23 protein-coding genes are annotated in these 24,238 nt (G+C 73.2%); 16 read left to right on the forward strand and 7 right to left on the reverse strand.

The genetic code is table 11. From position 1 onward, the window contains the following. Window positions 1-6: 6 nt before the first annotated feature. Window positions 7-813: an SDR family NAD(P)-dependent oxidoreductase gene (locus MTF69_RS04440; RefSeq protein ID WP_243330867.1), complete on the reverse strand. Its 807-nt coding sequence runs from the start codon at window positions 811-813 to the stop codon at window positions 7-9. Window positions 814-1,036: 223 nt separating this feature from the next. On the opposite strand from MTF69_RS04440, the gene MTF69_RS04445 reads away from it, so the two are divergent. The 5 genes from MTF69_RS04445 to kdpC all read left to right on the forward strand — a co-directional run bounded on the left by MTF69_RS04445 (window position 1,037) and on the right by kdpC (window position 5,769). Continuing rightward, window positions 1,037-1,216, forward strand: a complete 180-nt coding sequence (locus MTF69_RS04445; protein ID WP_243330868.1) for a hypothetical protein — start codon at window positions 1,037-1,039, stop codon at window positions 1,214-1,216. Continuing rightward, window positions 1,213-1,302 carry a K(+)-transporting ATPase subunit F gene (gene kdpF, locus MTF69_RS04450; RefSeq protein WP_243330869.1) on the forward strand — a complete coding sequence of 30 codons (90 nt, stop codon included), beginning with the start codon at window positions 1,213-1,215 and terminating at the stop codon, window positions 1,300-1,302. The genes MTF69_RS04445 and kdpF overlap by 4 nt, the downstream gene beginning before the upstream one ends. 5 nt (window positions 1,303-1,307) lie before the next feature. Further along, window positions 1,308-2,972 (forward strand): potassium-transporting ATPase subunit KdpA, encoded by a 1,665-nt coding sequence (kdpA, locus tag MTF69_RS04455; RefSeq protein ID WP_243330870.1) that lies wholly within the window; start codon window positions 1,308-1,310, stop codon window positions 2,970-2,972. Then, complete coding sequence (gene kdpB / locus MTF69_RS04460; protein ID WP_243330871.1) at window positions 2,969-5,068, forward strand: potassium-transporting ATPase subunit KdpB; 2,100 nt, start codon at window positions 2,969-2,971, stop codon at window positions 5,066-5,068. The genes kdpA and kdpB overlap by 4 nt, the downstream gene beginning before the upstream one ends. Before the next feature lie 68 nt (window positions 5,069-5,136). Next, entirely contained in the window at window positions 5,137-5,769 is a 633-nt protein-coding gene (gene kdpC / locus MTF69_RS04465; RefSeq protein WP_243330872.1) for a potassium-transporting ATPase subunit KdpC, read from the forward strand. On the opposite strand, the gene MTF69_RS04470 is transcribed toward kdpC, so the two are convergent. Beyond that, complete coding sequence (locus MTF69_RS04470) at window positions 5,759-6,142, reverse strand: GPI anchored serine-threonine rich family protein (protein ID WP_243330873.1); 384 nt, start codon at window positions 6,140-6,142, stop codon at window positions 5,759-5,761. The two genes, kdpC and MTF69_RS04470, sit on opposite strands and share 11 nt — an antisense overlap. Before the next feature lie 304 nt (window positions 6,143-6,446). Between MTF69_RS04470 and MTF69_RS04475 the strand changes: the two genes are divergently transcribed. Continuing rightward, window positions 6,447-7,004, forward strand: a complete 558-nt coding sequence (locus MTF69_RS04475) for a GNAT family N-acetyltransferase (RefSeq protein ID WP_243330874.1) — start codon at window positions 6,447-6,449, stop codon at window positions 7,002-7,004. Window positions 7,005-7,031: 27 nt separating this feature from the next. Here the strand turns inward: MTF69_RS04475 and MTF69_RS04480 are convergent, their stop codons facing one another. Then, the gene (locus MTF69_RS04480; protein ID WP_243330875.1) at window positions 7,032-8,525 is read right to left on the reverse strand and encodes a hypothetical protein; all 1,494 of its coding nucleotides are present in this window, start codon (window positions 8,523-8,525) and stop codon (window positions 7,032-7,034) included. Between the two features lie 128 nt (window positions 8,526-8,653). On the opposite strand from MTF69_RS04480, the gene MTF69_RS04485 reads away from it, so the two are divergent. The 5 genes from MTF69_RS04485 (at window position 8,654) to MTF69_RS04505 (ending at window position 13,003) form a co-directional block, all read left to right on the forward strand. After that, on the forward strand, window positions 8,654-9,964 hold the full coding sequence (locus tag MTF69_RS04485) for a 3-oxoacyl-[acyl-carrier-protein] synthase III C-terminal domain-containing protein (RefSeq protein ID WP_243330878.1): 1,311 nt from the start codon (window positions 8,654-8,656) through the stop codon (window positions 9,962-9,964). Between the two features lie 35 nt (window positions 9,965-9,999). Further along, complete coding sequence (locus MTF69_RS04490; protein ID WP_243330880.1) at window positions 10,000-10,899, forward strand: hypothetical protein; 900 nt, start codon at window positions 10,000-10,002, stop codon at window positions 10,897-10,899. A 597-nt stretch (window positions 10,900-11,496) separates the two neighbouring features. Next, a complete protein-coding gene (locus MTF69_RS04495; protein ID WP_243330882.1) occupies window positions 11,497-12,165 on the forward strand; it encodes a class F sortase in 669 nt (222 codons plus the stop codon). Window positions 12,166-12,343: 178 nt separating this feature from the next. Beyond that, complete coding sequence (locus MTF69_RS04500; RefSeq protein ID WP_243330885.1) at window positions 12,344-12,682, forward strand: hypothetical protein; 339 nt, start codon at window positions 12,344-12,346, stop codon at window positions 12,680-12,682. A gap of 162 nt (window positions 12,683-12,844) precedes the next feature. Further along, window positions 12,845-13,003: a hypothetical protein gene (locus tag MTF69_RS04505; RefSeq protein ID WP_243330886.1), complete on the forward strand. Its 159-nt coding sequence runs from the start codon at window positions 12,845-12,847 to the stop codon at window positions 13,001-13,003. A gap of 281 nt (window positions 13,004-13,284) precedes the next feature. On the opposite strand, the gene MTF69_RS04510 is transcribed toward MTF69_RS04505, so the two are convergent. From MTF69_RS04510 to MTF69_RS04520, 3 genes are all read right to left on the reverse strand, one after another. After that, window positions 13,285-13,698 carry a hypothetical protein gene (locus MTF69_RS04510; RefSeq protein WP_243330887.1) on the reverse strand — a complete coding sequence of 138 codons (414 nt, stop codon included), beginning with the start codon at window positions 13,696-13,698 and terminating at the stop codon, window positions 13,285-13,287. Window positions 13,699-13,768: 70 nt separating this feature from the next. Beyond that, window positions 13,769-14,176, reverse strand: coding sequence for a RidA family protein (locus tag MTF69_RS04515; RefSeq protein ID WP_243330888.1), 408 nt, complete (start codon window positions 14,174-14,176; stop codon window positions 13,769-13,771). A gap of 40 nt (window positions 14,177-14,216) precedes the next feature. Then, window positions 14,217-14,690, reverse strand: a complete 474-nt coding sequence (locus MTF69_RS04520) for an Rrf2 family transcriptional regulator (RefSeq protein ID WP_243331353.1) — start codon at window positions 14,688-14,690, stop codon at window positions 14,217-14,219. 135 nt (window positions 14,691-14,825) lie between these two features. Here MTF69_RS04520 and MTF69_RS04525 point away from each other — a divergent pair, with 135 nt between their 5' ends. From MTF69_RS04525 to MTF69_RS04540, 4 genes are all read left to right on the forward strand, one after another. Continuing rightward, window positions 14,826-15,656 (forward strand): hypothetical protein, encoded by an 831-nt coding sequence (locus tag MTF69_RS04525; protein WP_243330889.1) that lies wholly within the window; start codon window positions 14,826-14,828, stop codon window positions 15,654-15,656. A gap of 93 nt (window positions 15,657-15,749) precedes the next feature. After that, window positions 15,750-17,795 carry an FUSC family protein gene (locus MTF69_RS04530; RefSeq protein WP_243330890.1) on the forward strand — a complete coding sequence of 682 codons (2,046 nt, stop codon included), beginning with the start codon at window positions 15,750-15,752 and terminating at the stop codon, window positions 17,793-17,795. A 324-nt stretch (window positions 17,796-18,119) separates the two neighbouring features. Beyond that, window positions 18,120-18,857 (forward strand): hypothetical protein, encoded by a 738-nt coding sequence (locus MTF69_RS42765; RefSeq protein ID WP_279345348.1) that lies wholly within the window; start codon window positions 18,120-18,122, stop codon window positions 18,855-18,857. A gap of 15 nt (window positions 18,858-18,872) precedes the next feature. Next, window positions 18,873-20,129 (forward strand): HAMP domain-containing sensor histidine kinase, encoded by a 1,257-nt coding sequence (locus tag MTF69_RS04540; protein ID WP_243330891.1) that lies wholly within the window; start codon window positions 18,873-18,875, stop codon window positions 20,127-20,129. A 71-nt stretch (window positions 20,130-20,200) separates the two neighbouring features. On the opposite strand, the gene MTF69_RS04545 is transcribed toward MTF69_RS04540, so the two are convergent. Continuing rightward, a complete protein-coding gene (locus MTF69_RS04545) occupies window positions 20,201-22,291 on the reverse strand; it encodes a PhoX family phosphatase (RefSeq protein ID WP_243330892.1) in 2,091 nt (696 codons plus the stop codon). A gap of 292 nt (window positions 22,292-22,583) precedes the next feature. On the opposite strand from MTF69_RS04545, the gene MTF69_RS04550 reads away from it, so the two are divergent. Beyond that, the gene (locus tag MTF69_RS04550; RefSeq protein ID WP_243330893.1) at window positions 22,584-24,218 is read left to right on the forward strand and encodes a VWA domain-containing protein; all 1,635 of its coding nucleotides are present in this window, start codon (window positions 22,584-22,586) and stop codon (window positions 24,216-24,218) included. Window positions 24,219-24,238: the final 20 nt, after the last annotated feature.

Raw genomic sequence — 24,238 nt, forward strand, 5'->3', positions numbered from 1 at the left:
GGTGCGTCAGACGACGTGCCGGCCGCCGTCGACGGTGAGCACGTCGCCGGTCGTGTAGGCGGCGTCGACCAGGTAGAGCGCGGCCTCGGCCACGTCCTCGGGGGTGCCCACGCGGCGCAGCGGGGTGTTCTGCGTGATCCACTCCCGCGAGCTCTCCCAGACCTGGTCCTCGCCCTCGTACCAGGGGGTGTCGATCAGGCCGGGGGCGATCGCGTTCACCCGGACGGCGGGTCCGAGCTGGGAGGCCAGCAGCCGGGTCATGTGGTTGACCGAGGCCTTGCTGACGGCGTAGGGGATGGAGCTGCCCAGCGCGCGGGTCGCGGAGACCGAGGAGATGTTGATGACGACCGGGCCCGCGCCGGAGCCGTCCGCCCCGGACGCCCGCAGGTGGGGGGTGGCGGCGGTGATCATCTGCCAGGTGCCGATGACGTTGACCTCGAAGATCTCGCGCCACGCGTCGGCGTCGGCCGCGTCCAGGTCGCCCAGGGGGATGAACCGGGTGACGCCCGCGTTGTTGACCAGGATGTCGAGCCGTCCGTACGTGTCGATCGCCGTCCGGACGATCCGCCGCGCGTCGTCGGCGTCCGCGACGTCGCCGCGCACGTAGACCGCGTCGGGCAGTTCGGCGGCGAGCGCCTTGCCCGCGCTCTCGCTGCGCGCCGAGTTCAGGACCACGCGGATGCCGGCCGCGGCCAGCCTGCGGGCGATGCCGGCGCCGATCCCGGAGGAGGAACCGGTGATCAGGGCGACACGGGTCTCGGCACCGGACTCGGCACGGGTCTCGACACGGCTCTCGGCACGGCTCTCGGACATGGCATTCCTCCTGGCAGGGGTTCGCTTTCCGGGTGCGGACGACGACCGGAGCATAACGCGAGTACCGCATGCCGGAAACAGATTTCCAACATACGGAATTTGGCCCTTCACCCCCTCGGCGAGTACCGCTACATACCGGGCATATCCATACACATCCACTTACTCTGAGCGCACGGCACGTCCACCCGCGTTAGGGACCCGTCAAGGCCGCGCCAACGGGCGTATGGGCCCCATCAAGGAAGCCTGTGAGCAGCCGAAAAGGCGTTCCACTCAGAGGTGTCCTAAAACCGCCCGTCCTCGAACCCTCCGGGAGCTCACGATGGCCGATCTGGCCTTCGTCGTCATCACGATCGCGGTCTTCGCGCTGGTGGTCCTCGTCGCCAAGGGGGTGGCCAAGCTGTGAACGCCGAAAACGTCATCGGCCTGCTGGTCGCCGTCGCGCTGTTGGGTTACCTCGTCGTCGCCCTCGTCTTCCCGGAGAGGTTCTAGCGCCGATGAGTCCCGTCCTCGCCGGGGTGCTCCAGCTGCTCGCGCTCGTCGCGGCCCTGGCCCTCGCCTATCGCCCCCTGGGCGATTACATGACCCACGTCTACTCCTCGAAGAAGCACTACGCCCCCGAGAAGTGGATCTACAAGGCGGTCGGCGCCAACCCGAACGCCGAGATGCGCTGGCCGGCGTACCTGCGCTCGGTCCTCGCCTTCTCCGCGGTGAGCGTCCTCTTCCTCTACCTGCTCCAGCGCCTGCAGGGCCACCTGCCCGGCTCGCTCGGCTTCGTCTCCATCAAGCCGGACCAGGCCTTCAACACGGCCGCCTCCTTCGTGTCGAACACGAACTGGCAGTCGTACGCCGGTGAGCAGGCCATGGGCCCGCTCGTGCAGACCGGTGGCCTGGCGGTGCAGAACTTCCTCTCCGCCGCCGTGGGCATGGCCGTGGCGGTGGCCCTCGTACGGGGCTTCGCACGCTCCCGCACGGGCGAACTCGGCAACTTCTGGTCGGACCTGGTCCGCGGCACCGTCCGCATCCTGCTCCCGCTGGCGGTGATCGCCGCGGTCGTACTGGTGGCCTGCGGGGTCATCCAGAACTTCTCCGGCATCCACGAGGTCGGGCAGTTCATGGGAGGGAACCAGCAGTGGAACGGCGGGGCGGTCGCCTCGCAGGAGGCCATCAAGGAACTCGGGACGAACGGCGGCGGCTACTTCAACGCCAACTCCGCCCACCCCTTCGAGAACCCGACCCCCTTCTCGAACCTCTTCGAGATCTTCCTGATCCTCCTCATCCCCTTCTCCCTCACCCGCACCTTCGGCCGGATGATCGGCTCGGTACGCCAGGGCTACGCGATCCTCGCCACGATGGTCACCATCTGGCTCGGTTTCACCGCCCTGATGATGTGGACGGAATTCGGCCACCACGGCCCGGCGCTGCAGGCCGCGGGCGGTGCGATGGAGGGCAAGGAAGCCCGCTTCGGGATCGGCGCCTCCGCGATCTTCTCGGTCGCCACGACGCTGACCTCGACCGGCTCCGTCAACTCCTTCCACTCCTCCTACACCGGCCTCGGCGGCGGGATCCAGCTACTGGGCATGCAGCTCGGCGAGATCGCGCCCGGTGGTGTCGGCTCCGGCCTCTACGGCATGCTGATCATGGCGATCATCGCGGTGTTCATCGCCGGCCTGATGGTCGGCCGCACCCCCGAGTACCTGGGCAAGAAGATCGGCACCCGCCAGATCAAGTTCGCGGCCTGCTACATCCTCATCACCCCGGCCCTGGTGCTCGGCTTCACGGCCCTGGCCATGGCCCTGCCCACCCCCGGGCACTCCATGTCCAACGGCGGCGCGCACGGCTTCTCCGAGATCCTCTACGCCTACACCTCGGCCGGCAACAACAACGGCTCGGCCTTCGCGGGCCTGAACGCCAACACCCAGTGGTTCAACACCACCACCGGTCTGGCCATGCTGCTCGGCCGCTTCCTGCCCATGGTCTTCGTCCTGGCCCTGGCCGGCTCGCTCGCCGAACAGCAGCCGGTCCCGGCCACCGCGGGCACCCTGCGCACCGAGAAGCCGCTGTTCACCTTCCTGCTCGTCGGCACGATCATCATCGTCACGGGCCTCACCTACTTCCCGGCCCTGGCGCTGGGCCCGCTCGCCGAAGGGCTCGCCTCATGAGCACCGCCACCCCCACCCGAGCCCCGCACGGGGACCTGCCCAGCGGTCACAAGCCCGAAAAGGCCAAGATCGGCGGCGGCATCTTCGACCCGAAGCAGCTGCTGAAGTCCTTCCCGGACGCCGTCCGCAAGCTCGACCCGCGCGTCATGATCAAGTCGCCGGTCATGTTCGTCGTCCTGATCGGCTCCGTACTGACCACCGCGCTGGCGATCTCCGACCCGGGCAACCTCTTCGGCTGGGCGATCACCGTCTGGCTGTGGCTGACGACCATCTTCGCCAACCTCGCCGAAGCGGTCGCGGAGGGCCGCGGGAAAGCCCAGGCCGACACCCTGCGCAAGGCCAAGACCGACACCGTCGCCCGCCGCATGAACGGCGCCGTCGAGGAACAGGTCCCGGGCACGGAGCTGCGCATCGGCGACCTCGTGGTCTGCGAGGCCGGCGACATCATCCCCGGCGACGGTGACGTGGTCGAAGGCGTCGCCTCGGTCGACGAGTCCGCCATCACCGGCGAATCGGCCCCGGTCATCCGCGAGTCGGGCGGCGACCGCTCCGCCGTCACAGGCGGTACCAAGGTGCTCTCCGACCGGATCGTCGTCAAGATCACGACGAAGCCCGGCGAGACCTTCATCGACCGCATGATCAACCTGGTCGAGGGCGCCTCCCGGCAGAAGACGCCGAACGAGATCGCGCTGAACATCCTCCTGGCGTCCCTCACCATCGTCTTCCTGCTCGCCGTCGTCACCCTCCAGCCGTTCGCGATGTACGCGGGCGCCAAGCAGTCGATGATCGTGCTGACCGCGCTGCTGGTCTGCCTCATCCCCACCACCATCGGCGCCCTGCTCTCCGCCATCGGCATCGCGGGCATGGACCGCCTGGTCCAGCGCAACGTCTTGGCCATGTCGGGGCGGGCCGTGGAAGCCGCGGGCGACGTCTCGACCCTGCTCCTCGACAAGACCGGCACGATCACCCTCGGCAACCGCCAGGCCTCCGAGTTCGTGCCCGTCACCGGCGCCATCGCCGCCGAACTGGCCGATGCCGCCCAGCTGTCCTCGCTGGCCGACGAGACCCCCGAGGGCCGCTCCATCGTGGTCCTCGCGAAGGAGAAGTACGGCCTGCGCGAACGCCACCAGGGCGAGCTGACCGGCGCCGAATGGATCCCCTTCACCGCACAGACCCGCATGTCGGGCGTGGACGTGGACGGCCGCAAGGTCCGTAAGGGCGCGGCCGGTTCGATCATCGCCTGGGTCGACGAGCAGGGCGGTACGGTCGCCCCGGACGCGCGGGCCAAGGTGGACGAGATCTCCGGCGCCGGCGGCACCCCGCTGCTCGTCGCGCTGGAGGACGCCAAGGGCGCCCGCGTCCTGGGCGTCATCCACCTCAAGGACGTGGTCAAGGAGGGCATGCGCGAACGCTTCGACGAGCTGCGGCGCATGGGCATCAAGACCATCATGATCACCGGCGACAACCCGCTGACCGCCAAGGCCATCGCCGACGAGGCGGGCGTCGACGACTTCCTCGCCGAGGCCACCCCCGAGGACAAGATGGCCCTCATCAAGCGGGAACAGGCCGGCGGAAAGCTCGTCGCCATGACCGGCGACGGCACGAACGACGCCCCGGCCCTCGCCCAGGCCGACGTCGGCGTCGCGATGAACACCGGCACCTCGGCCGCCAAGGAAGCCGGGAACATGGTGGACCTGGACTCCAACCCCACCAAACTCATCGAAATCGTGGAGATCGGCAAGCAGCTGCTGATCACGCGGGGAGCCCTGACGACGTTCTCGATCGCCAACGACGTCGCCAAGTACTTCGCGATCATCCCCGCCATGTTCGCGGCGGTCTACCCGGGCCTGGACAAGCTCAACATCATGGGCCTGCACTCCCCCGACTCCGCGATCCTCTCCGCCGTCATCTTCAACGCGCTGGTGATCATCGCCCTGGTCCCGCTCGCCCTGAAGGGCGTCCAGTACCGGCCCACCAGCGCCGACAAGATGCTCCGCCGCAACCTCACGCTCTACGGACTCGGCGGCCTCATCGCCCCGTTCATCGGCATCAAGCTCATCGACATGGTCGTCTCCCTCATCCCCGGCCTGCGCTGAACCAGGGCTCTGCTGACTTAGGGCTCTGCTTACTCAGGGCTCTGCTGACTTAGGAACGTAGTGACCTCATGAACAACTCCGTAGGCAACACCGCCCGCCTGCTCGGCGCCGGGCTGCGCGCCCTCCTCGTCCTGACCGTGCTGTGCGGGGTCCTCTACCCGCTCGCCGTCACCGGCATCGCCCAGGCCGCCTTCGGCCACAAGGCCAACGGCTCCGAGATCAAGGACGCGAGCGGCAAGGTCGTCGGCTCCTCCCTGATCGGCCAGTCGTACGGGGACGACCTGCGCTGGTTCCAGGGCCGCCCGGCGGCGGGACTCGCCGAGAACACCGTCAACACCCAGTACGAGCTGCTGGTCTCCGGCGCCACCAACAAGGCGGCGGACAGCCCGGAGCTGCTGAAGTCGGTGCAGGAGGCCAAGGCCAAGGTCCTGCTCGACAACACCGTCCCGGGCTACTCCCCGCGGCTCGCCCAGATCCCGGCGGACGCGGTGACCTCCTCCGGCTCGGGCCTCGACCCGGACATCTCCCCGGCCTACGCGGAACTCCAGACGGCCCGCGTCGCCCAGCGCAACGGCCTCCCGGTCGCCGAGGTGGCCAAGCTGGTGAAGGCCCACACCGAGGGCCGCACCCTCGGCTTCATGGGCGAACCGCGCGTCAACGTCCTGGAACTCAACACGGCCCTGCGGGACCTCAAGCGCTGAGGGTCACCGGCTGGCTGTAGGCGTCGAGGGTGCCCGTGGTGGAGGTGACCAGGACGAGGTAGCGGCCCGGGGCGAGGTCGGGGACCGTCACCGTGACGCCGGTGTGGTGGGTTTCGATGCCGGTGGCGAGGACGGCCTTCGTCCGGGACTGCGTCCCGTCCATCGTCACCAGCTCGACGTCCACCACGTCGCCGGCCGGGCCCACCACGTACCAGGCGACGGCCTGCCTGCTGCCGCGGGGCCAGACCGCGCCCGCCCCGGGGGTGTGCACGAGGAGGTTCTCCGACTCCAGGAGGACGGCGACCGCGGGACGGTTCAGGCCCCGCCATACGCGCCGGACGAGGGACTTCAGGGTGGGGGCGGTGGCCGGCATGGCGCTCCTTCGCGGGGTACGGGGCCGGTTGCTCGGGACAGTCCGGCCTGGGGGTTTTGCTTCCCCTTTAAGAATGGCCGCCCGGCCCCTCGTCCGGCCTCGTCCTTTCGGCCGGTCTCGGTCCACCCTGAGGGGGAGGCGGTCACCGTGACGAAGGCCGCTTTCCCTGCCCGGGGCGGCTCGACGGCCCCCGGGCGGCTCGACGGCCCCGGGCTGCTCGACAGACCCGGGCTGCTCGACAGCCCCGTCCCCGGCCCTGAAATCCCGGTGCCCGGCGCCGGACCGCACTGGCACACTCCCCCGCATGGACGACACCACCGGCAGGGATGAGCCCCGCTGTTCCGTACGCGAGATGACCGGGCCCGACATCGACGCCGTCGCCGCCGTGCGCGTGAGCAGCTGGCGGCACGCCTACGCCGGACTGATGCCGCAGTCCTACCTGGACGGCCTCAGCGTCGCCGCGTACGCGGAGCAGCGGCGAGCCGCCTTCGCCGATCCGGCCGGTGCCGTGACCAACCTGGTGGCCGAGGGCCCGGACGGCGCGGTCCTCGGCTGGGCCGCCTTCGGCCCCGCACGGGGCACGGATCCCGAAGGTGTGGCGCCGGACGAGGGCGAGCTGTACACCCTGTACGCGCGGCCCGACGTCATCGGCACCGGCGTCGGCCGCGCCCTGCTGGCCGAGGTGCTGCGCCGGGCGCCCTACCCCGCGGTGCGGCTGTGGGTGCTCGAAGGCAACGCCCGGGCACGCCGCTTCTACGAGCGCGCCGGGTTCCGCCCCGACGGCGGAGTCCTCGTCGACGAGTCGGACGGCTTCCCGGTGCACGAGGTGCGCTACCGCCGGACCGCCGCCACCCCGCGCTGAGCGGCCCGCCGCGCTCCCGCACCCCGCTCACGGCAGCCTCTCCGCCAGCGCCCGGGCCATCGCGACGATCGGGACCGCCTCCCTCGTGCGCCGGTACGGGGTCAGGTCGCGCAGCAGCCGGCCGAGCGCCTCGCGCACCGCGCGCGACTGCACCGCCGGGGCGGCCGTGAGGAACGCCCGCCAGTGCTCGCAGGCCCGGGTGAGGTGCCCGAGGCGCAGCAGCGTCTCGGCGAGCGCGGCGTGCGTGAGTGCGGTGGCCCGGTGCTGGCCGGCCGCGCGGCCGCGCAGGGAGCGCTCCAGGGCGTCGGCCGCCGCCGGGAACTCGCCGAGGGCGAGGTGGGTCCGGGCCCGTGCGAAGTCGAGATCGGCGCGGGCGTACGAGTCGAAGGGCCCGTCGGGCGGCTGCGCCGCGTGCAGCCCGTGCAACCGGTCGGCGGCGGCCAGATCCGCGGCGGCGGCGGCCCGTTGGCCGGCGTGGGCGTGCGCGGCCGCACGCTGGACCAGGAGGAACGCCAGCGTGCCGGGCTCGCCGTCGGCGGGCGCGGTCTCCACCGCCGTCCGGGCGAGCCGCACCGCGTGGGCGGGCTGCCCGAGCCGGCCTGCGTGTGCGCTCATCGCGCGCAGGGTGATCGCGTACATCCGCCGGTCGTCGGCCTGCCGGGCCAGTCCGAGGGCGATGCCGTGGTACTCCTGCGCGAGTCCGTGGTAGCCGGAGTCAGCTGTCATCTCCGCGAGCAGGTGGGCGAGTTGGGCGTACCCACGCCACACGTCGGCGGCCCCGCACCCGGGCCCGGGCACCCCCCGGCCGGGCACCCCCCGGCCGCGTGCGGCGGAACCCGGGCCGTCCGTCCGGCGGGCCGCGAAGGCGCCCGCGTCCTGGGCCAGCCAGGCGGCCAGGGCGGCGCGGGTGTGGACGCCGCCGTGGGTGAGGTAGAGGCCCGAGAAGCTCCCCGCGAGGGCCCTCAACTGCTCCGCGTGGGCCGCGAGATGCCGCCGCGCGGCGAGCTCCGGCATGCCCGTACCCGTACCCGTACGGGTGCCCGTACGCGCACCCGCGGCGGCCTCCCCGCGGCGGCCCTCCCCCGGGTCCTGGGCCCACACCGGGTCCGGGACCGGCGCCGGCTGGTACGGGCTGCGCAGCAGCGGCGGCCTGCTGTGCGGATCGACGTCGGCCCTGGCCTGGAGCGCGAGCCGGAGCAGCCCCTCACCCCCGTCTGCGGCCGCCGGCGCCCCCGGGCCGGGCCGTACGCCGGGCCCCTGCGAGTCCGCGCCGAGGCCGGCCTCCGCCACGGTGACCAGCCGCCCGCAGCGCTCCGTCAGCGCCGCGGCTATCAGCTCGGGCACGGGCCGGCGCGGCCGGGTGCCGGACAGCCAGTGCGCGACGGCGGTCCGGTCGTAGCGCAGGGCCAGCCCGTGCAGGGTCCCGAGGGCGTTGACGGCCCGCGCCAGCTCCGCCCCGCTCCACCCGGCCTCGGCCAGCAGGTCCCCCAGCCAGGCGTTGGCCACCCGCCGCCCGCTCACGACGCCCGTCCCGGGCCGGACTCCGCATTCAACGCTTTCACCACTGCACCCCCCGCATTCCCTTCTCCCCGTCCGCTCCCTGGTGTTCGCTGGAGCCGTCCCCATCGGATTCCACGGACCGGAGAAGCATGTCTGCCTCGGAAACGGCCAATGCCCCCGCACCCGCCGCCTACGCGTACCCGTTCCCCTATCGGATTTCCGGTATCGGCGCCCAGATCGGCGAGGTCATCTCCGTAGAAGAATGGGCCCGGCTCGCGCACATCCCGCACCGCAAGCGGGCCGGCGAGGAAATCAGCGGCACGGATATCGAGCGCATACTCGGGGTCACCTCCAAGAGCTGGGACCGGGAGCGTTTCGCCTCGCTCGACACCGTCGTCGACGTCGCCGCCGCGGCCCTGCGCTCCGCGCTCGCCGAGCCCGAGGACATCGACGCCGTCTTCGTCGCCACCTGCACCCCGTACGAGATCATGCTCGACCAGGACGCCTTCAACCTGCTGCGGCGCCTGCGCATCCCGGACAGCGTGCCCCCCTTCCAGCTCGGCGCCGGCTGCGGCGGGCTGTCCCGCGTCGCCGCGCACCTGGCCCGGACGGGGGCCCGCCGCGCGCTCGTGGTCTCGTACAACGCCGCGAGCCCCATCGGAATCGACGAGAACGGCATCATTTCCCAGTACAGCGGCGCGGACGGGGAACATCCCTTCGCGCACACCCTGTGGTGTTCCGGGGCGCTGTTCTCCGATGCCGCGACCGCGCTCGTATTCGAGCGGGACGAAAGCTTCGAGGGCGGGCTCGGTTTCTATTCGCGCGATTCCCTCGATTTCGGGGGCGAGCCCGGATTCAGCGATCCGCTCATCCATTACCCCGGCGGCGGCGCCGCCCACCCGCCGGGCTTTCCCGGGTCCGCCGAGCTCTCCGCATTCGGACTCAACGGACCGGAGCTGGCCCGCTATTACTCGCGCGGCATGATGCTGAACCAGGAGACCATGGACGCCCACCGCCCCGGGTTCGTGGACGAGGTCCGGCGGATCTACACGCACCAGGCCGGCCCGGCCCTGGTCGAGAACTACCACCAGCTCGCCGGTCTGGACACCCGCAAGGCCCCCGCGCACGCCCGCGAACTGGGCAACCTCGTCACCTCCGCAACCCCGGTGCTCTTCTACACCGACGTGGTCAACGGCCTGGTCGGCGCGGGCGACTCCGTCTGTTTCTCCGTCATCGGCGCCGGTCCCGAGCGCGGGGCCTTCCTCGCCCGGGTCGCGATCCCGGGCGAGGTCACCGTCACCACACCGCTGCCGCCCGTCCCGGCCGCCGCCGAGACCGCCGGGGCCACCCGGGCCACCCGGGCCGCCGAGCCCGGCCGGGCCGTCGGGACCGTCGAGCCCGTCGGGGCCGCCCGGGCCCCCGGGGCCTCCGGAGTCCCCGGAAGCACCACCACCGCGTAGACGCACGCGCCCACCTCCTTCGAAACGAGTCCGCCGTGCACATCGCCCTCGCCGGGGCCGCCAGCCCCACCGGCATCCGGCTCGCCGCCGAGCTGCTCGGCCGCGGCCACCACCTGACCCTGCTCACCGGCACCGACGTGCGGCAGAGCAGGCTCCTGCTGGCCCGTCAGCTCGAGCTGACCGGGCTGTATCCCGAGTACGTGGACCTCCTCGCGGCCCGGCTCGACGCGCGCCGGGGCGCCGAGGTCCTGGCCGGCGCCGCACCCGCCCGGTCGGCGCCGTCCGCACGGTCCACCGCACCCGCCGGCCTCTTCGACGCCGTCTGGTGCGTGGAGCAGCCCGCCGCCACCGCGGCCGCGCTGCTGCCCCTCGCCTCCGGAGGGGGGAGGCGTACGGCATTCCACCTGGTCACCGTCGGAGACGCGGGTCCGGCCGGGCGTACGGTCGCCGCCGCGGCCGTACGGGACGGGTTCCCGGCCGGGGTGCACTGCCTGGCCCCGACCGTCAGCGACCTGGCCGACCACGCGGAGCTGCCCCGGCCCGCCTTCACCCGGCTCGCCGTCGCCGAGTCCGTACGGGCGGCCCCGGCGGGGGATCCGGCCGGGGAGCCGGAGCCGGGCGCTCCGGCGACGGTCAGCCTGCTGCCGCTGGCCCCGGCCGCCCGCGCCCTGGCGGAGGCCGCCGAGGAACCGGGCTGGTCGGGGCTGCGCCACATCGGCTGGGTGCACGCACACCCCACCGAAGCCTCGGCACTGGCCCGGGCGGTCGGCCCCGAGCTGGCCCCGCGCCTGCTGCGGCGCCTGTCGGAGCTCCAGCCCGCGGCCGCCACGACCGAGCTGGACGGCCCGCCGCTCGGCGCCGGGTACCTCACCCGGGCTGCGGCGCCCGTCCTGCCTCCCGCCCGGCAGCCCGCCCGGACGGCGGAGCGGGTGTGAGCGCGGCCGGGCGGCCCTGGCGGGAGCGGCGCGTGGTGGACGGTCTGGCGGACGCCCTGCGGGAGGCCGCCTCGGAACGCTTCCTGGGCAACGGCCGGACGCCGGCGAAGGCGGCATCGGCAACCGGGGCATCGGCGGGGGCCGGGGCGACTGCATCGGCCCCGGCCGCGGCCGGGCCGTCCGAGGCGGACCGGGTCGGAAGGTCCGAAAGGTTCGGAAGGTAAGGGGACCCCATGACCAGGGCATATGCGTATGGATCATTCATGATCCAAGGACAAGCCGCCCGGACCACCCCCGCAACTCAGGCCGACGGCCCGGCACATCGGCCCGCTTGACAGGTTTTCGCATGTGGCAGAACGTGCCACGGTTCCGACACGCCCGAGGTCCGCCCTTGACGTTCTCACCCGTTCGGGCGCACACCCCGCACACCCGGTCCCGCCCCCGCCCACCGGCCGCCATCTGCGAAGACGTCCCCGAGGGAGGGCCGCACGATGATGACTTGCCGTCAGTTCGCCGTGTTACGCGCCCCTCCGGGGGCCGGGGAAGGGTCCACTGCTCTCGGGACCGGCCGCCCGAGCCGGACCAGGAGGGATTCCCATGCCCCGCGCCAAGTGGGTGGTCGGCGTACTGACGGTGGCTCTGCTGTGCACCGGCCTAGGGGTGTTGCGCACGAGCGAAGGCGGCCGGCCGGCCGCCCCGACCGCGGGCGACGCCCTGCCCTCGCGGGTCCTGGGGCTGTCCGGCCCGCGCAGGCTGGCCCGGCAGCTGGAGCACTCCGGCGGGCACACCACCGGCAAGGGCTCCCGGCGGCCCGGACGGTCGGGTGTCACGGCCCTGCCGGCCTCGCTGCCGCTGCGCCTGCTCATCCCGGCCCTCGGAACGGACCTGCCGCTGGCGGGCGGTACCCCGCCAGCGGGCGATACCCCGCCAGGGGGCGGGCCGTACGCGGCGGATCTCCAGCCCGGCGCCGCCGACGCCAAGCCCCCCGTCCCGGACAGCGCCGTGTGGGACTCCGTGAGCCCGGCACCGGGCGCGGCCGGCACCGCCGTGGTCTCCGCAGACCTCCCCCGGCTCGGCGAACTCCGGCGTGGGCAGACGATCGAGGTCGCGCGCGCCGACCGGCGTACGGCCGTGTTCACCGTCACCCGGGTCTCCCCCGGGATCTCCGGACGGGGCGGGCCGTCCGGCCGGGCCCAACTCCGGCTGGTCAGCGGCGAAACGGCCGTCCTGGCCCGCCTCACCGGCCACCGCCGCAGCCTGCGCTGACCGGCGGTGTCCCCCGAAAGACGGACACCCCCTGCGGCCACCTGACAGCCGTGGGGGGTGTCTTCGTCCCCCGGTCGGGGGACGCTGCGGTCCCGGTGGAGAGTCCGCCCGCGTGTCGGGGCACACCCTCCGCATGAGCGGGACACGGCGTGCGCCGACGGCACCGGACAGGGCCCCGATGACGGCTGCCCTGACGGTGCTCTGCGTCGTGCTGATGTGCCTCTTCGGCTTCGGCGGATCCGGTTCGTCCTCCGCGGCGGCCGAAGGCTCCCGCCCCGCTCCCACCGCCCCGGCCGAACCCACCGAGGCACCGGCCGATCCGGCCGGCGATCCGGAAGTACGTGTGGCGGTACGGGTGCCCGCGCGCGGCGTCCCCGGCGTACGGGGACTGCAGCGGCCGGTGTTTCACGTGAAACATCCCCGGTCCGGCCCGTCGGAGCCGGTCCCGGACCCGACGGGGGCGCTCGCACCCGCGGCATCCCTGCGGGCGGCCCGGAGTGTGGTCCTGCGCTGCTGACGGGGCCGAGAGGCCGAGCAGCAGCACCGCGCGCCCGGCACGGCCGGCTAGCCGGGGCTCACCGGGCACACCCGGATCACCCGGCACACCCGGCACACCCACTCCCCCGAGTGCCCTCGGCGCGCGTCCCCCCACACCCCCGAAACCCCGTGAGGTTCCGCCATGCCCTTCGACCCGTACCTCGCCCTGAACGCCATGCTCCGCGCCGAGGCCGCCCGCTTCTCCCCGCCGGCCCCGCCCGCACGCCAGCAGGAACCCGAGTCCGCCAAGACCGCCCAGACCACGGCCGAGCCCCCTGCCGGAGACGACACGGCCGTGTAGGGCATCGCGCAGGGCCGGCATCACGACATGGGGAGGCACCGGTTCCCGCGCCCTCGGCAACGGAGAGTGGTCACGTGAGGTTCGACCACGGAGCGCGGGAACCGGCGCCTCGTTCAGTCTCGGTCACCCACCCGCCCACCCACCTCGGCCTTTTGTCCGCTTTTGGTCCGCCGAAAGTACCGCTCGGCCGAGTTGGCCCCAGCAGTGACGTATGCCGGAGCCCCGGCCCCCGCACGCGGCGGGGGCCGGGGCTCCGGCGTACGCGGGCGACCCCGGACGGCCTACGAGGCGTTGCGCGTGTGGTAGCGGTAGAAGGCCGCGGCGCCGACGCCCGCGCCGACGAGCAGGCCCAGGCCCGAGCTCTTCAGGATGGATTCGCCGGCCAGGCTGTACAGGTAGCCGAAGGAGATGCCCGCGAAGATCCCGTACGCCGCCGCGTGCGGCTCCTGCGCCAGCCGCGGGCCGATCCGGGCCAGGGCCACCAGGCAGGCGGCGAAGATCGCGCCGCACAGGATCCCGTAGAAGACGTTGCCCGCGTCGACGGGCCCCATCTGACGCTTCATGAAGGCGGCGTAGACGCCGTAGACCAGTCCCATGAGCAGCGGTCGCGCGAGGGCCGACCTGCTCGTGTGGGCCGCCGTACCGGACGCCGGCTGCCGGTGCCCCCGGGGGGCGGTGGGTGCCGCATGTGCCATGACGGGCTCCTCTCTCCATCCTCCAGGGCACACCCGCAACCCGGGACCGGCAACCGGAGCAGTCGGGCGGCTACGCGCCGGGGGCCGCCCGCACCGCCACGGCGTCGATCTCGAAGAGCATGTCCGGCAGGGCCAGCGCGGCCACGCCGATCAGCGTCTGGGCGGGCAGTTCGGTGCCCCAGGCGGCGTGCAGGTGCTTCAGCAGCACCTGCAGCTTCTCCTGGTCGTGCCCGACGACGTACGTCCCGATGCGGACCACGTTGCCGAGGCCCAGGCCCACGGCCTCCAGGGCGGTGCGCAGGTTGGCGAAGGCCTGCCCGACCTGGGCGTCGAACGCGTCGGAGACGACGTGGCCGGCCGGGTCGGAGCCGTACTGGCCGGCTATGAAGACCTGCTCTCCGGGCGCGGAGACGATGTGGCTGTAGCCGTAGCCGGTGGGGTCGTGGAGTTCTGCCGGGTTGGTGATGCTGCGCGTCATTCCAAGCTCCTGGGTCAGTTGTCCGAAGGGTGGGGACGGCCTAGCGGGCGGCGGCGAGCCAGGCGCGGAGCCGCTCGGGGGCTTCGGGGGCCTGCCGTTCGGCCTGCTGCCGGATCTCGTCGAGGTTCTGGGCGGCCAGTGCGCGGCGCCAGGCCAGTTCGGCCCGGCCCATCGCGTGGGCGATGGCGCAGTCGGCCGCGGGCGGTTCATCGCCGCCGCCGGGTCCCTGCTGCCGGATCTCCGCACACCGGAAGGCCTCGTCCGGCCCTTCGACGGCGGCGACCACGTCCATGAGCGAGATGGAGTCGAGCGGGCGGGCGAGGCGGAAGCCGCCCCGCGGGCCGGGCGTGGAGGTGACGATGCCCGCCCGGGCCAGGGCCTGGAGCTGCTTGTTGAGGTACGCGGCGGGCAGCTCGTGCCAGGCCGCCAGCCGGGCTGCCGAGACCGCCCGGCCGTCACCGCTCCAGGCCAGGTTGAGGCAGCTGTGCAGGGCCCATTCGACGCCCTCACTCATCTTCATAACCTGGATATTAGATGTCCAGATTAGATTGGGCAAGAGAGACACGCCCGGCCCGCACGGCCCGGCGCGCACCACCCGGCCGCAGCAACCCGGCTCGCGCCGTGCGCCCGGCCCCCTTTCCCTGGTGACGTGCGGACCTTCCTCTCGGCGGTACTCATCGCGCTCGTGGCCCTGCTGGTGCCCGCGAGCGCCGTCGCGTACTGGGCCGATCGCGAGCTCGGCAGCGCCGACCGCTACACCGCGGCCATGTCCCCGCTCGCCTCGGATCCCGCCGTGCAGAACCTCGTCGTCACCCAGGCCGGCCGGGCCCTCTCCGGACAGATCGACGCCGGCCCCTTCCAGGGCGGGGTCGACGCCCTGCTCGGCGAGGCCCTGCGCTCCTTCGTCGGCACCCCGGCCTACCAAACCGCCTGGGACGCCGCGAACCGCGCCGCCCACGGCGCCTTCTTCCACGCACTCACCACCGGCGACGGCAACGCCGTGACCATCGACCTCGCACCCGTGATCGCCCGGGTGAAGGCCGATCTCGTCGACAACGGGGTGCCGTTCGCCGACCGCATCCCCGAGACCCACGTCTCGGTGAAGGTCATGGAGTACGACAACCTCGGCGCGCTCCGGAAGGGCTTCCGCATGCTGCAGATCGCCGGGGTCTGGCTCCCCGTGCTCACCCTGGTGCTGGCCGCGACGGCCATCGCCGTCGCCGTCCGGCGCCGCCGGGCCGTGATGGCCACCGGGCTGGGACTGGCCATCGGGGCCGTCCTGCTGTGGGCGGCCGTCGTCCTGTGCCGCCGCCTCACCCTGGACGACCTGCCGGCCGACATCGACCGGGCGGCCGCCGAAGCGGTGTACGACGCGCTCACCGCGTTCCTGCGGACCACCGCCTGGGTGGTGCTGGCCGCCGGACTGGCCGCCGCGCTGGCCGCCTGGGTGACGGGCCGACTGCGCCGCGGCACCCCATAAGCTCTGAACGGGCGGATTGGCACGCAAATCCGTAGAAGAATCCATAGAGCAACACAGAAGAACCGATTCACGAGCGGCGGCACGGAAGCGGGAATGAGCACCGAACGCACCGAAGACATACCGGCCGGGCGAGCCGGGCGGACAGCACGGGCCGGGCAGAGCGCCGGACGGTTCGGTCCACTGGCCCCGCCCGCCTGGCTACTGAAAGGGCTGCGGCCGAGTTCCGCGCCGATCCCCTGGGCCGCCGCGCTGCGCGCGGCCATTGCCATGGCCCTGCCGCTGGCCGTCGGCTTCGCCGTCGACGAGCCCGAGTACGGCGCGCTCGTCTCGATGGGCGCCCTGTCCGGGGTCATCGGCGACACCGCGGACGCCTACCGGATGCGGATCCTGAACATCGCCGTGCCCCAGCTCTTCGGGGCCGTGGGCGTCGCGCTGGGCACCCTGGTCTTCGGGCACGGCTGGGTCGCGGTCGGCGTCCTCACCCTGATCGCCCTGGTCTCCGGGATGATCTCCTCCATCGGCACGGTCGCCTCCGTCTCCGGACTGCTGCTCCTGCTGAACGCCGTCGTCGGCGCCGGCCTGCCGATGCCCAGTCCCTGGTGGACGGCCCCCCTGCTGCTGAGCGCCGGCGGGCTGTTCGTCCTGCTGCTGACCCTGCTGGGCTGGCCGCTGCGCGGCCGGCTGCCGGAGCGGGCCGCCGTAGCCGCCGCCTACCGGGCCCTGGCCGACACCCTGGAGGCCGCGGGCGGACCGGGCCCCGAATACGAAGCGCGCCGCCAGCAGGTCACCCAGTCCCTGAACCACGCCTACGACCTGGTGCTGGGCCGCCGGACCCGGGTGCACGGCCACAGTCCCTCGCTCGTGCGGATGCTGGCCCAGCTGAACGTGCTGATCCCGCTCGTCGAGGCCGCGCCCGCCGCGCACCTGCGCCGCAGACCCCTCTCCCCGGCGATCCCGGCGGCCGTACGGGACCTGGCGACGGCCGTCGAGGAGGGCCGCACGGACATTCCCGTACTGGACCTGCCCGCGCCCGACGGCCAGTCGGAGCGGGCCATCGACGCGGCCCTGCGGCACGCCGCGACGATCGTGCCGCTGGCCGAGCCGGACATGCCAGACGTCGACGACCGCCTCGGCCGGCCCGCCGCGCTGCGGGTCCGGGCCCGCCGGGTGGTGCGCGACATGATGTTCTCCGAGGCCTCCTGGCGGTACGGGCTGCGGCTCGCGCTGTGCATCGGGCTGGCGCAGTCCCTCGTCTCGGTGGTGGAGATCGAGCGCTCCTACTGGGTCGCCCTCACCGTCACCTTCGTCCTCAAGCCCGACTTCGGCTCGGTGTTCTCCCGGGCCGTGCTGCGCGCGCTGGGCACCGCGGGCGGGCTCGTCGTCGCGGCCGCGGTGCTCTCGGAGGTGCCGCGGGGGTGGTGGGACGTGCCCGTCATGGTGGTCCTGGCAGCCCTCATCCCCGTCTTCTCGGTCAAGGGCTACGCCTTCCAGACCGCGGCGATCACCCCGGTCATCCTGCTCCTCTCCGACCTGCTCAACCACCAGGGCTTCGACCTGGTCCGGCCGCGGCTGCTCGACAGCCTGATCGGCTGCGCCATCACCCTGATCGCCGGGTACATGCTCTGGCCCGAGAGCTGGCACACCCGGATCGGCGACCGGCTCGCCGACACGGTGGACGACGCCGCCCGGTACGTGGAGCGCGCGTTCGGCTCCAACCCCGACACCGATGCGGGCCAACGGGCGGCCCGCACCGCCCGGCTGCAGGCCCGCCGCCGCATCTACCGGGACCTGTCCGGCGTACGCAGCGAGTTCCAGCGGGCGCTGACCGAGCCGCCGCCGACCGGGGAACGGGCCGCCGCGTGGTGGCCGCTGGTGGTCGCCGTCGAGCGGATCGTCGACGCGACGACGGCCGCCCGCGTCCGCGTCAACCACGGCGCGCAGCGCCCCGGCTCCCGGGAGGTCGAGGCGATCGCCGAAGACCTCCGAGCCCTGGCCCACGGCGTCCGCCGAGTCGACACCCCCACCCTGCTCCGCCCCACCCCACCCCCCGAGGTAGACGAATCCTCCGTCCTCTCCCCGGTCCGCCAGGAACTGGCAGCAGCCAGAGCCATCGCGGACCCCACCGGCGGCTCCCGGTAAACCGAATCCAGCCCCGCCGGCGTTTGAGGCGCGGGGGTCCGGGGGCTGGCCCCCGGCAACGGCGCCGCACGGCACCACCCGCCCCGCCCAAATCCAGCCCCGCGTGATAGATCCAGCCCCGCCGGCGTTTGAGGCGCGGGGGCCCGGGGGCGGAGCCCCTGGCAAGCAGCGCCGCGCGCACCCACCGGGCCGGACCCAAACCCAGCCCCGCCGGCGTTTGAGGCGCGGGGGTCCGGGGGCGGAGCCCCTGGCAGCGGCGGCGCCGCGTCCCCCCAATGGCCCCGCCCCCGGGCCCACCCCGCCCTCACGAGGGAGCATCGGGACATGAGCCTCCGCCGGCGCAGCCGGGCGATCCTCCTCACGGCCGCCACGGCCACCCTGGCGGCCACCACGGGCTGCGCCGACGTGGAGGGCCTCCAGAGCGACGGCGACCTCGGCACGGCCCACGCCCCCCGCACCCTGTGGAAGAACATCCGCCCCGACCCCCCGGCCCCCGGCCAGCAGCCCGGCACGGCCACCGCCGTGCCGGGTCTCGCCAAGGTCCCCGACCTGTCCATGCGGGGCGTGAACGCCGTGGACGTCGTACGGGCCGACATCACCGCCGCCACCACCGCGGACGCCGGCACCGGCCGGCTCGTCGACCCCCGGGCGATCCAGCGCATCGCGCTCTGCACACAGGCTGTGGACGGCGGCCCCGACTGTCCCGTCCGGCCCGCGGTCCTGGCCGATGTGACGGGCAACGGCACGGACGAGCTGATCACCGCCCTCGACATCGACGGCCGGGTCAGCGAGCTGCGCGTCTACACCGTCCAGGACGACGGGACGATCGCCCGCATCCTGTCCCGGCGCGGCGTCCTGGAGGGCGTGGAGGTCGCCGCCGAGCACCTGGCGGTCCGCGAGCCGACCTCGAACCCGAAGAAGGTCTCCATCTCCGACTACGTGTGGGACCCGGAGGCCGGGATCATGAACCTCGACCAGCTCACCCTCGACGAGTGCCCCAACCAGGGCGACGCCTCCCCCTGCCCCGCCCCGACCCCGGGCACGGGCTCCGGCACGGGCTGAGGAGGCGCGATCCCGATGCTCCGGACGAGCAGCCTGCGCTGGAAGATCGCCATGACCACCACGGCGGTGTGCTGCGCCGTCGCGGCAGCGCTCGGCATCCTCGTGCACAACGTGGTCGCCCGCCAGCTCGTCGGCGAGGTCCGCAAGGACGTGGACCGCGAGCTGGACTACGCCCTGAGCCAGTACGAGTACGGCACCGCGCACGGCGACGGGAACAGCGCCCTCGACCCTCCGGGCCTCCCGGCCCCGCTGCGCGAGCTGGTCGCGCGCGGACTGACGGGCAGCATGACCGGCACCCAGGACGGCAAACCCGTGATGTGGGCGGCCGGACCCGCCGACGGCAAGCCCCTCGCCGTCTGGGTCCCCTACGAGAGCACCCGCACGCGGCTCCGGGAGACCGACGCCGCCATCCTGCTCTCCGCCCTCCTCGCCGCCGGAGTGGTGGCCCTCGCCGGTCTCTTCCTCGCGGGCCGCATCAGCCGCCGGCTCGCCACCACGGCCGCAGTGGCCCGGCGGATCAGCGCCGGGGACCTCGACGCACGCGTCGGCTTCCCGGCCGGCGGGGACGGGCCGCGGCCGCGCTCCCGCGACGAGGTCCGGGACGTGGCACAGGCCCTCGACTCGATGGCGGCCTCGCTCCAGGCCCGGCTGGAGGCGGAGAAGCGGTTCACGGCGGACGTCGCGCACGAGCTGCGCACCCCGCTCACCGGATCCCTGGCCGCGGCCGCGCTGCTCCCCGAGGGCCGGCCCAAGGAGATGATCAACGACCGCCTCAAGGCTCTGCACCTGCTCACCGAGGACCTGCTGGAGATCTCCCGGCTGGACTCGGGCGTCGAACGCGCCGACCTGGCCCGGGTGGAGCTCGGCCGCGCCGTGGAGCGGGCGGCGGCGAGCACCAGGCTGCCCGTCGCGGTACGGATCGAGCGGGACGCGGTGGTGCTCACCGACCGGCGCCGGCTGGACCGGATCCTGGCCAACCTGCTGGTCAACGCCCACAAGCACGGGCAGCCGCCGATCGAAGTGACCGTCACCGGCCCGCTGGTGACCGTACGGGACCACGGGCCCGGCTATCCCGCCGAACTGATCGCGCAGGGCCCGCGGCGCTTCCGCACCGGAGATCCGGGACGCGGACGGGGCCACGGGCTCGGCCTGACCATCGCCGCCGGACAGGCGGAGGTCCTGGAGATCGAGCTGCGCTTCTCCAACGCCCCCGACGGGGGCGCGGTGACCACGCTCCTGCTGCCGGTCGGGCGCCTGCCGGAAGGAAGTTGAGCGGGGGCGGTGGATGTTTCACGTGAAACATCCACCGCCCCCGCGCAGGTCAACTCACCTCGGCTCAGACGTCAGACTCCGATGTTCTTGCCGTCCTTGCGCCAGACCGAGACGACCGCCGGGCGGACGATCTTGCCGGGTCCGTCGGGCCACACCGACTGCGGGTTCTCGACGGACGCCCCGTCGAGCTCACCCGGGTGCTGGACGGCGACCAGAACGCGCTTGTCCTGGATGATCGGGCCACAGGTCTCGGCGCCGCGCGGAACGGTCAGGAACTGCTTCAGCTCACCGCGGCGCTCCCCGGCGGTCGCGACACCGAACAGGCCGTCGTGCGAGCCGAGCTGGTTGCCGTCCGTGGAGATCCACAGGTTGCCGTGCGGGTCGAAGGCCACGTTGTCCGGGCAGGAGATCGGGCTGACCTTGTCCTTCGGGAAGCCCGCGAAGTAGGTCGCCGGGTCGTTCGGGTCACCGGCGACCAGGAAGAGCCGCCAGGCGAACCCGTCGCCGGCCGGGTCGTCGAAGTTCTCGGCGAGCTCCAGGATCTGGCCGTGCTTGTTGCCGTTGCGCGGGTTGGCCTCGTCGGCGGGGGCCTTGCCGGCGGCGCCGCGGTCCTTGTTGTTGGTCAGTGCGATGTAGACGCGGCCGGTGCGCGGGGACGGCTCGACGTCCTCGGGGCGGTCCATCTTGGTGGCGCCCACCTTGTCGGCGGCCTGACGCGTGAAGACGTAGACCTCCTCGGCGGTCATGCCCTCGACATGCGAGACGTTGCCGGTGGCCAGCTTGATCCACACGCCGGAACCGTCGAACTCGCCGTCGGTGGGGAGCTTGCCGGAGCCGTCGATCTCGGCGGCCGGGGTGTCGCCGGTGAGCTTGGCGACGTAGAGGGTGCCCTCGTCGAGCAGCGTGAGGTTGTGCTCCTTCGCCGCGCGCGAGCTGCCCTTCTTCATCTGCTTCGACGAGACGAACTTGTAGAAGTAGTCGAAGCGCTCGTCGTCGCCCATGTAGACGACCGGGCGGCCGTCCTCGGTCAGGCGGGGCTGCGCGGCCTCGTGCTTGAAGCGGCCGAGCGCGGTGCGCTTGCGCGGGACGGAGTTCACGTCGTACGGGTCCAGCTCGACGACCCAGCCGTGGCGGTGGGACTCGTTGGGCTCCTGCGCGACGTCGAAGCGCTTGTCGAACCGCTCCCACTTGCGCTCGGTGGCGCCGGCGGTCACGCCGTAGCGCTTCAGGCGGGCGGCCTGGGTGGGCTCGGTGACCAGGCCGGCGTTGCCGAAGTACTGGTTGAAGTTCTCCTCGCCGTGGAGGGTGGTGCCCCACGGGGTGGTGCCGCCGGCGCAGTTGTTGAGGGTGCCGAGCACCTTGGTGCCGGTGGCGTCGACCGAGGTCTTCACCAGCTCGGAGCCGGCGGCCGGGCCGGTCAGCTTGAACTCGCTGGTGGCGGTCAGGCGGCGGTTGAGGCGGTGGCGGCTGATGGCCGTCAGCTTGCCGCTGCGGTGGTCCTCCTGGACCGCGACCACGGACAGGCCGTGCGCGGCCCAGGCGATCTCGACCTGCTCGCGGGTCGGGTTGGCCGCGTCGTACGCCTTGAACATGAGCTGCTCGTCCGTGTACTCGTGGTTGGCCACGAGCAGCTGCTGGCGCTCGTAGTCGCCGCCGAGCGGGAGCAGGCTCAGGAAGTCGTTGTTGTAGCCGAACTGACCGGCCTGCGCGGCGGCGGTCTGGTTGTCCGGGTTGAAGCCCGGCGCACCCTTGACGATCGGGTCGCCCCAGCGGATGACCACGTTCTGCTCGTGGCCCTCCGGGACCGTGACCTGGTCGGCGGTGTTCGGCGCGACCGGCGTGAAGCGCAGACCGCGGGCGCCCGCGGCGTTGACCCCGGCGGCGCCGGCGCGCTGCGCCTCGACCGTCGGGTCCGCGGAGGCGGAGGAGCCGTTGCCGCTCAGCGTGATGGCGGTACCGGCGGCCGAGGCGACCGTGACGACGGCGGCGGAGCGGAGCATCGCGCGGCGGGAGTAGGCGCGGGCTATGACATCGCCGGCGTACTCGTTGTCGCTGGTGTTCGGCACCTCGTGGAAGCAGGCGTCGCCGCAGCGGTAGCGGCAGGTGAGAGCGGAACGGCCGCCCCCGTGAGAAGTGCCGATGAGCGGCAGGAGCTTGCGCACGAGTGTCCTCCGTAGATGCACGGTCCCCGACAACGTGTCGGAACAATCCGTCGGTGACGCTATGGGCGGGTTGCGCCGAAGCGGCGGCCGCTGGGTGAACGCCCGGTGAATCCGGCACGTCGGGGCGGCAGTTCGGAGGCGGAAGGGGTGTGTTTGAGCAGTGGGCGCCACGAAAGGTGCCCCTCCCGAAGTTCCGGCCAAGGGGCCGATAACCTTACGTGTCCACTCTGGGCAGGGATCTACCGCGCCTCACGGACAAATGACGCACGCACTCATGCGAAAGGCCTGGCCCATGGGTATTCGGAGCTTGTTGCGCAAGGTGTTCGGACGGACCTCTGATTCGGTTCCGGAGACGACCGGCACCCCTTCGGCGGCCCTCCCGAGCCAGACCGAACGCACCCCCCTGGACGCGGCGGCCGAGCTGGTCGCCGCCTCCTTCGACAACCCCACTGTTCCCCCGCAGTCCACCCCCCGGGACCTCGAACCGGGCACGGTGCTCACGGCCCCGGCCCCGGCCCCCAACCCGGACCCCACGGTCCCGGAGGCCCGCCGGAGTTCCCCCGCCGGAGGTTCGCCGGCAGCCCCCGCGGCGCCGTCCACCCCGACGGCCCCGGCCGCCGAAGCGGAGCCCGTCGCCGCCGAAGCGGAACCGGTCGCCGAGGAGGAGACCCCGGTCGCCGAGGCTGTGACCGAGCCCGAGCATGTGGCCGAAGCCGCAGCCGAGCCCGAGGTCACAGCCGAGGCGGAGGCCGAGCCCGAGGTTGTGGCCGAGGCCGCAGCCGAGCCCGAGGCCGAACAGGCCGTCGAGGCAACGCCGGAGCCCCTCGCGGCCGAGGCGGACGCCACCGCGCCCGAGGCCGCCGCCGAGGTGGCGGAGGCCGAAGCCGAGCCGCTCGCCGCTCCGGCCGCCGAGGCGGAGGCCGAGCCCGAGGCGGACGCAGCCGCTGTCGCCGCCCCGGCGGAGCCGGCCGAGTCCGAGCCCCTCGCCGCCGAGTCCGAGGCCGACCCGGCCCTGGCCGCAGCGCCCGAGGAGGAGCCCACGCCCGAGGCGCACACCGAGCCGCAGGCCGACGTAGCGGCCCCGGAAGCGGACACCGAGACCGAGCCGGAGCCGCAGCCCGCTGCCGAGGCGGAGCCCCTCGCGGCCGATGCCGAGGCGCCGCAGGCGCAGGACACCGCCGAGGTGGAGCCTGCTGCGGCCGAGGCCGAGGCCGAGGCCGAGGACACCGCCGAGGCCGAGCTCCTCACCGCCGATGCCGCCGCAGGCGGCCCCGCCCACTCCCTCGCCGCCCTCAAGCGGCAGGCGCCCCCGCTGGCGGCCGCGTACAAGGCCGCCGGGCAGGCCCTGCGCGCCAAGGGCAAGGCCGGCGCCCGCGCCACCGTGTTCCTCGTGGTCGACCGGTCGGGCTCGATGCGCCCGTTCTACAAGGACGGCAGCGTCCAGCACCTCGCCGACCACGCCCTCGCCCTCGCCGCGCACCTCGACGAGAACGCCACCGTCCACACGGTCTTCTTCTCCACGGACGTGGACGGCACCGCCGACCTCACCCTCGACGCGTACGACGAGGCCTGGGTCGAGGCCCGCCACGCGGAGCTCGGCCGGATGGGCCGCACCAGCTACCACGTGGCCGTGGAGGCCGTCGTGGAGCGCTACCAGAAGGACGGCGGCGAGGGCCCGGCCCTGGTCGTGTTCCAGACGGACGGCGCGCCCGACAACGTCCGCCCCGCCCGCCAGGCGATCGCCGACGCGGCCGCCACCGCCCCCGGCATCCACTGGCAGTTCGTCGCCTTCGGCGAGCACGACGCCAAGGCCTTCGACTTCCTGCGCAAGCTGGACGCCGACAACGCCGGCTTCTTCCACGCCGGCCCCGCACCGGCCGAAGTGACCTCGGCCGCCCTCCTCAAGGGCCTGCTGGAGAAGTTCTAGAAACACAGAAGAAGGGCCCG

It is taken from the genome of Streptomyces sp. AP-93 (genome assembly GCF_022808175.1).
GTDB lineage: Bacteria > Actinomycetota > Actinomycetes > Streptomycetales > Streptomycetaceae > Streptomyces.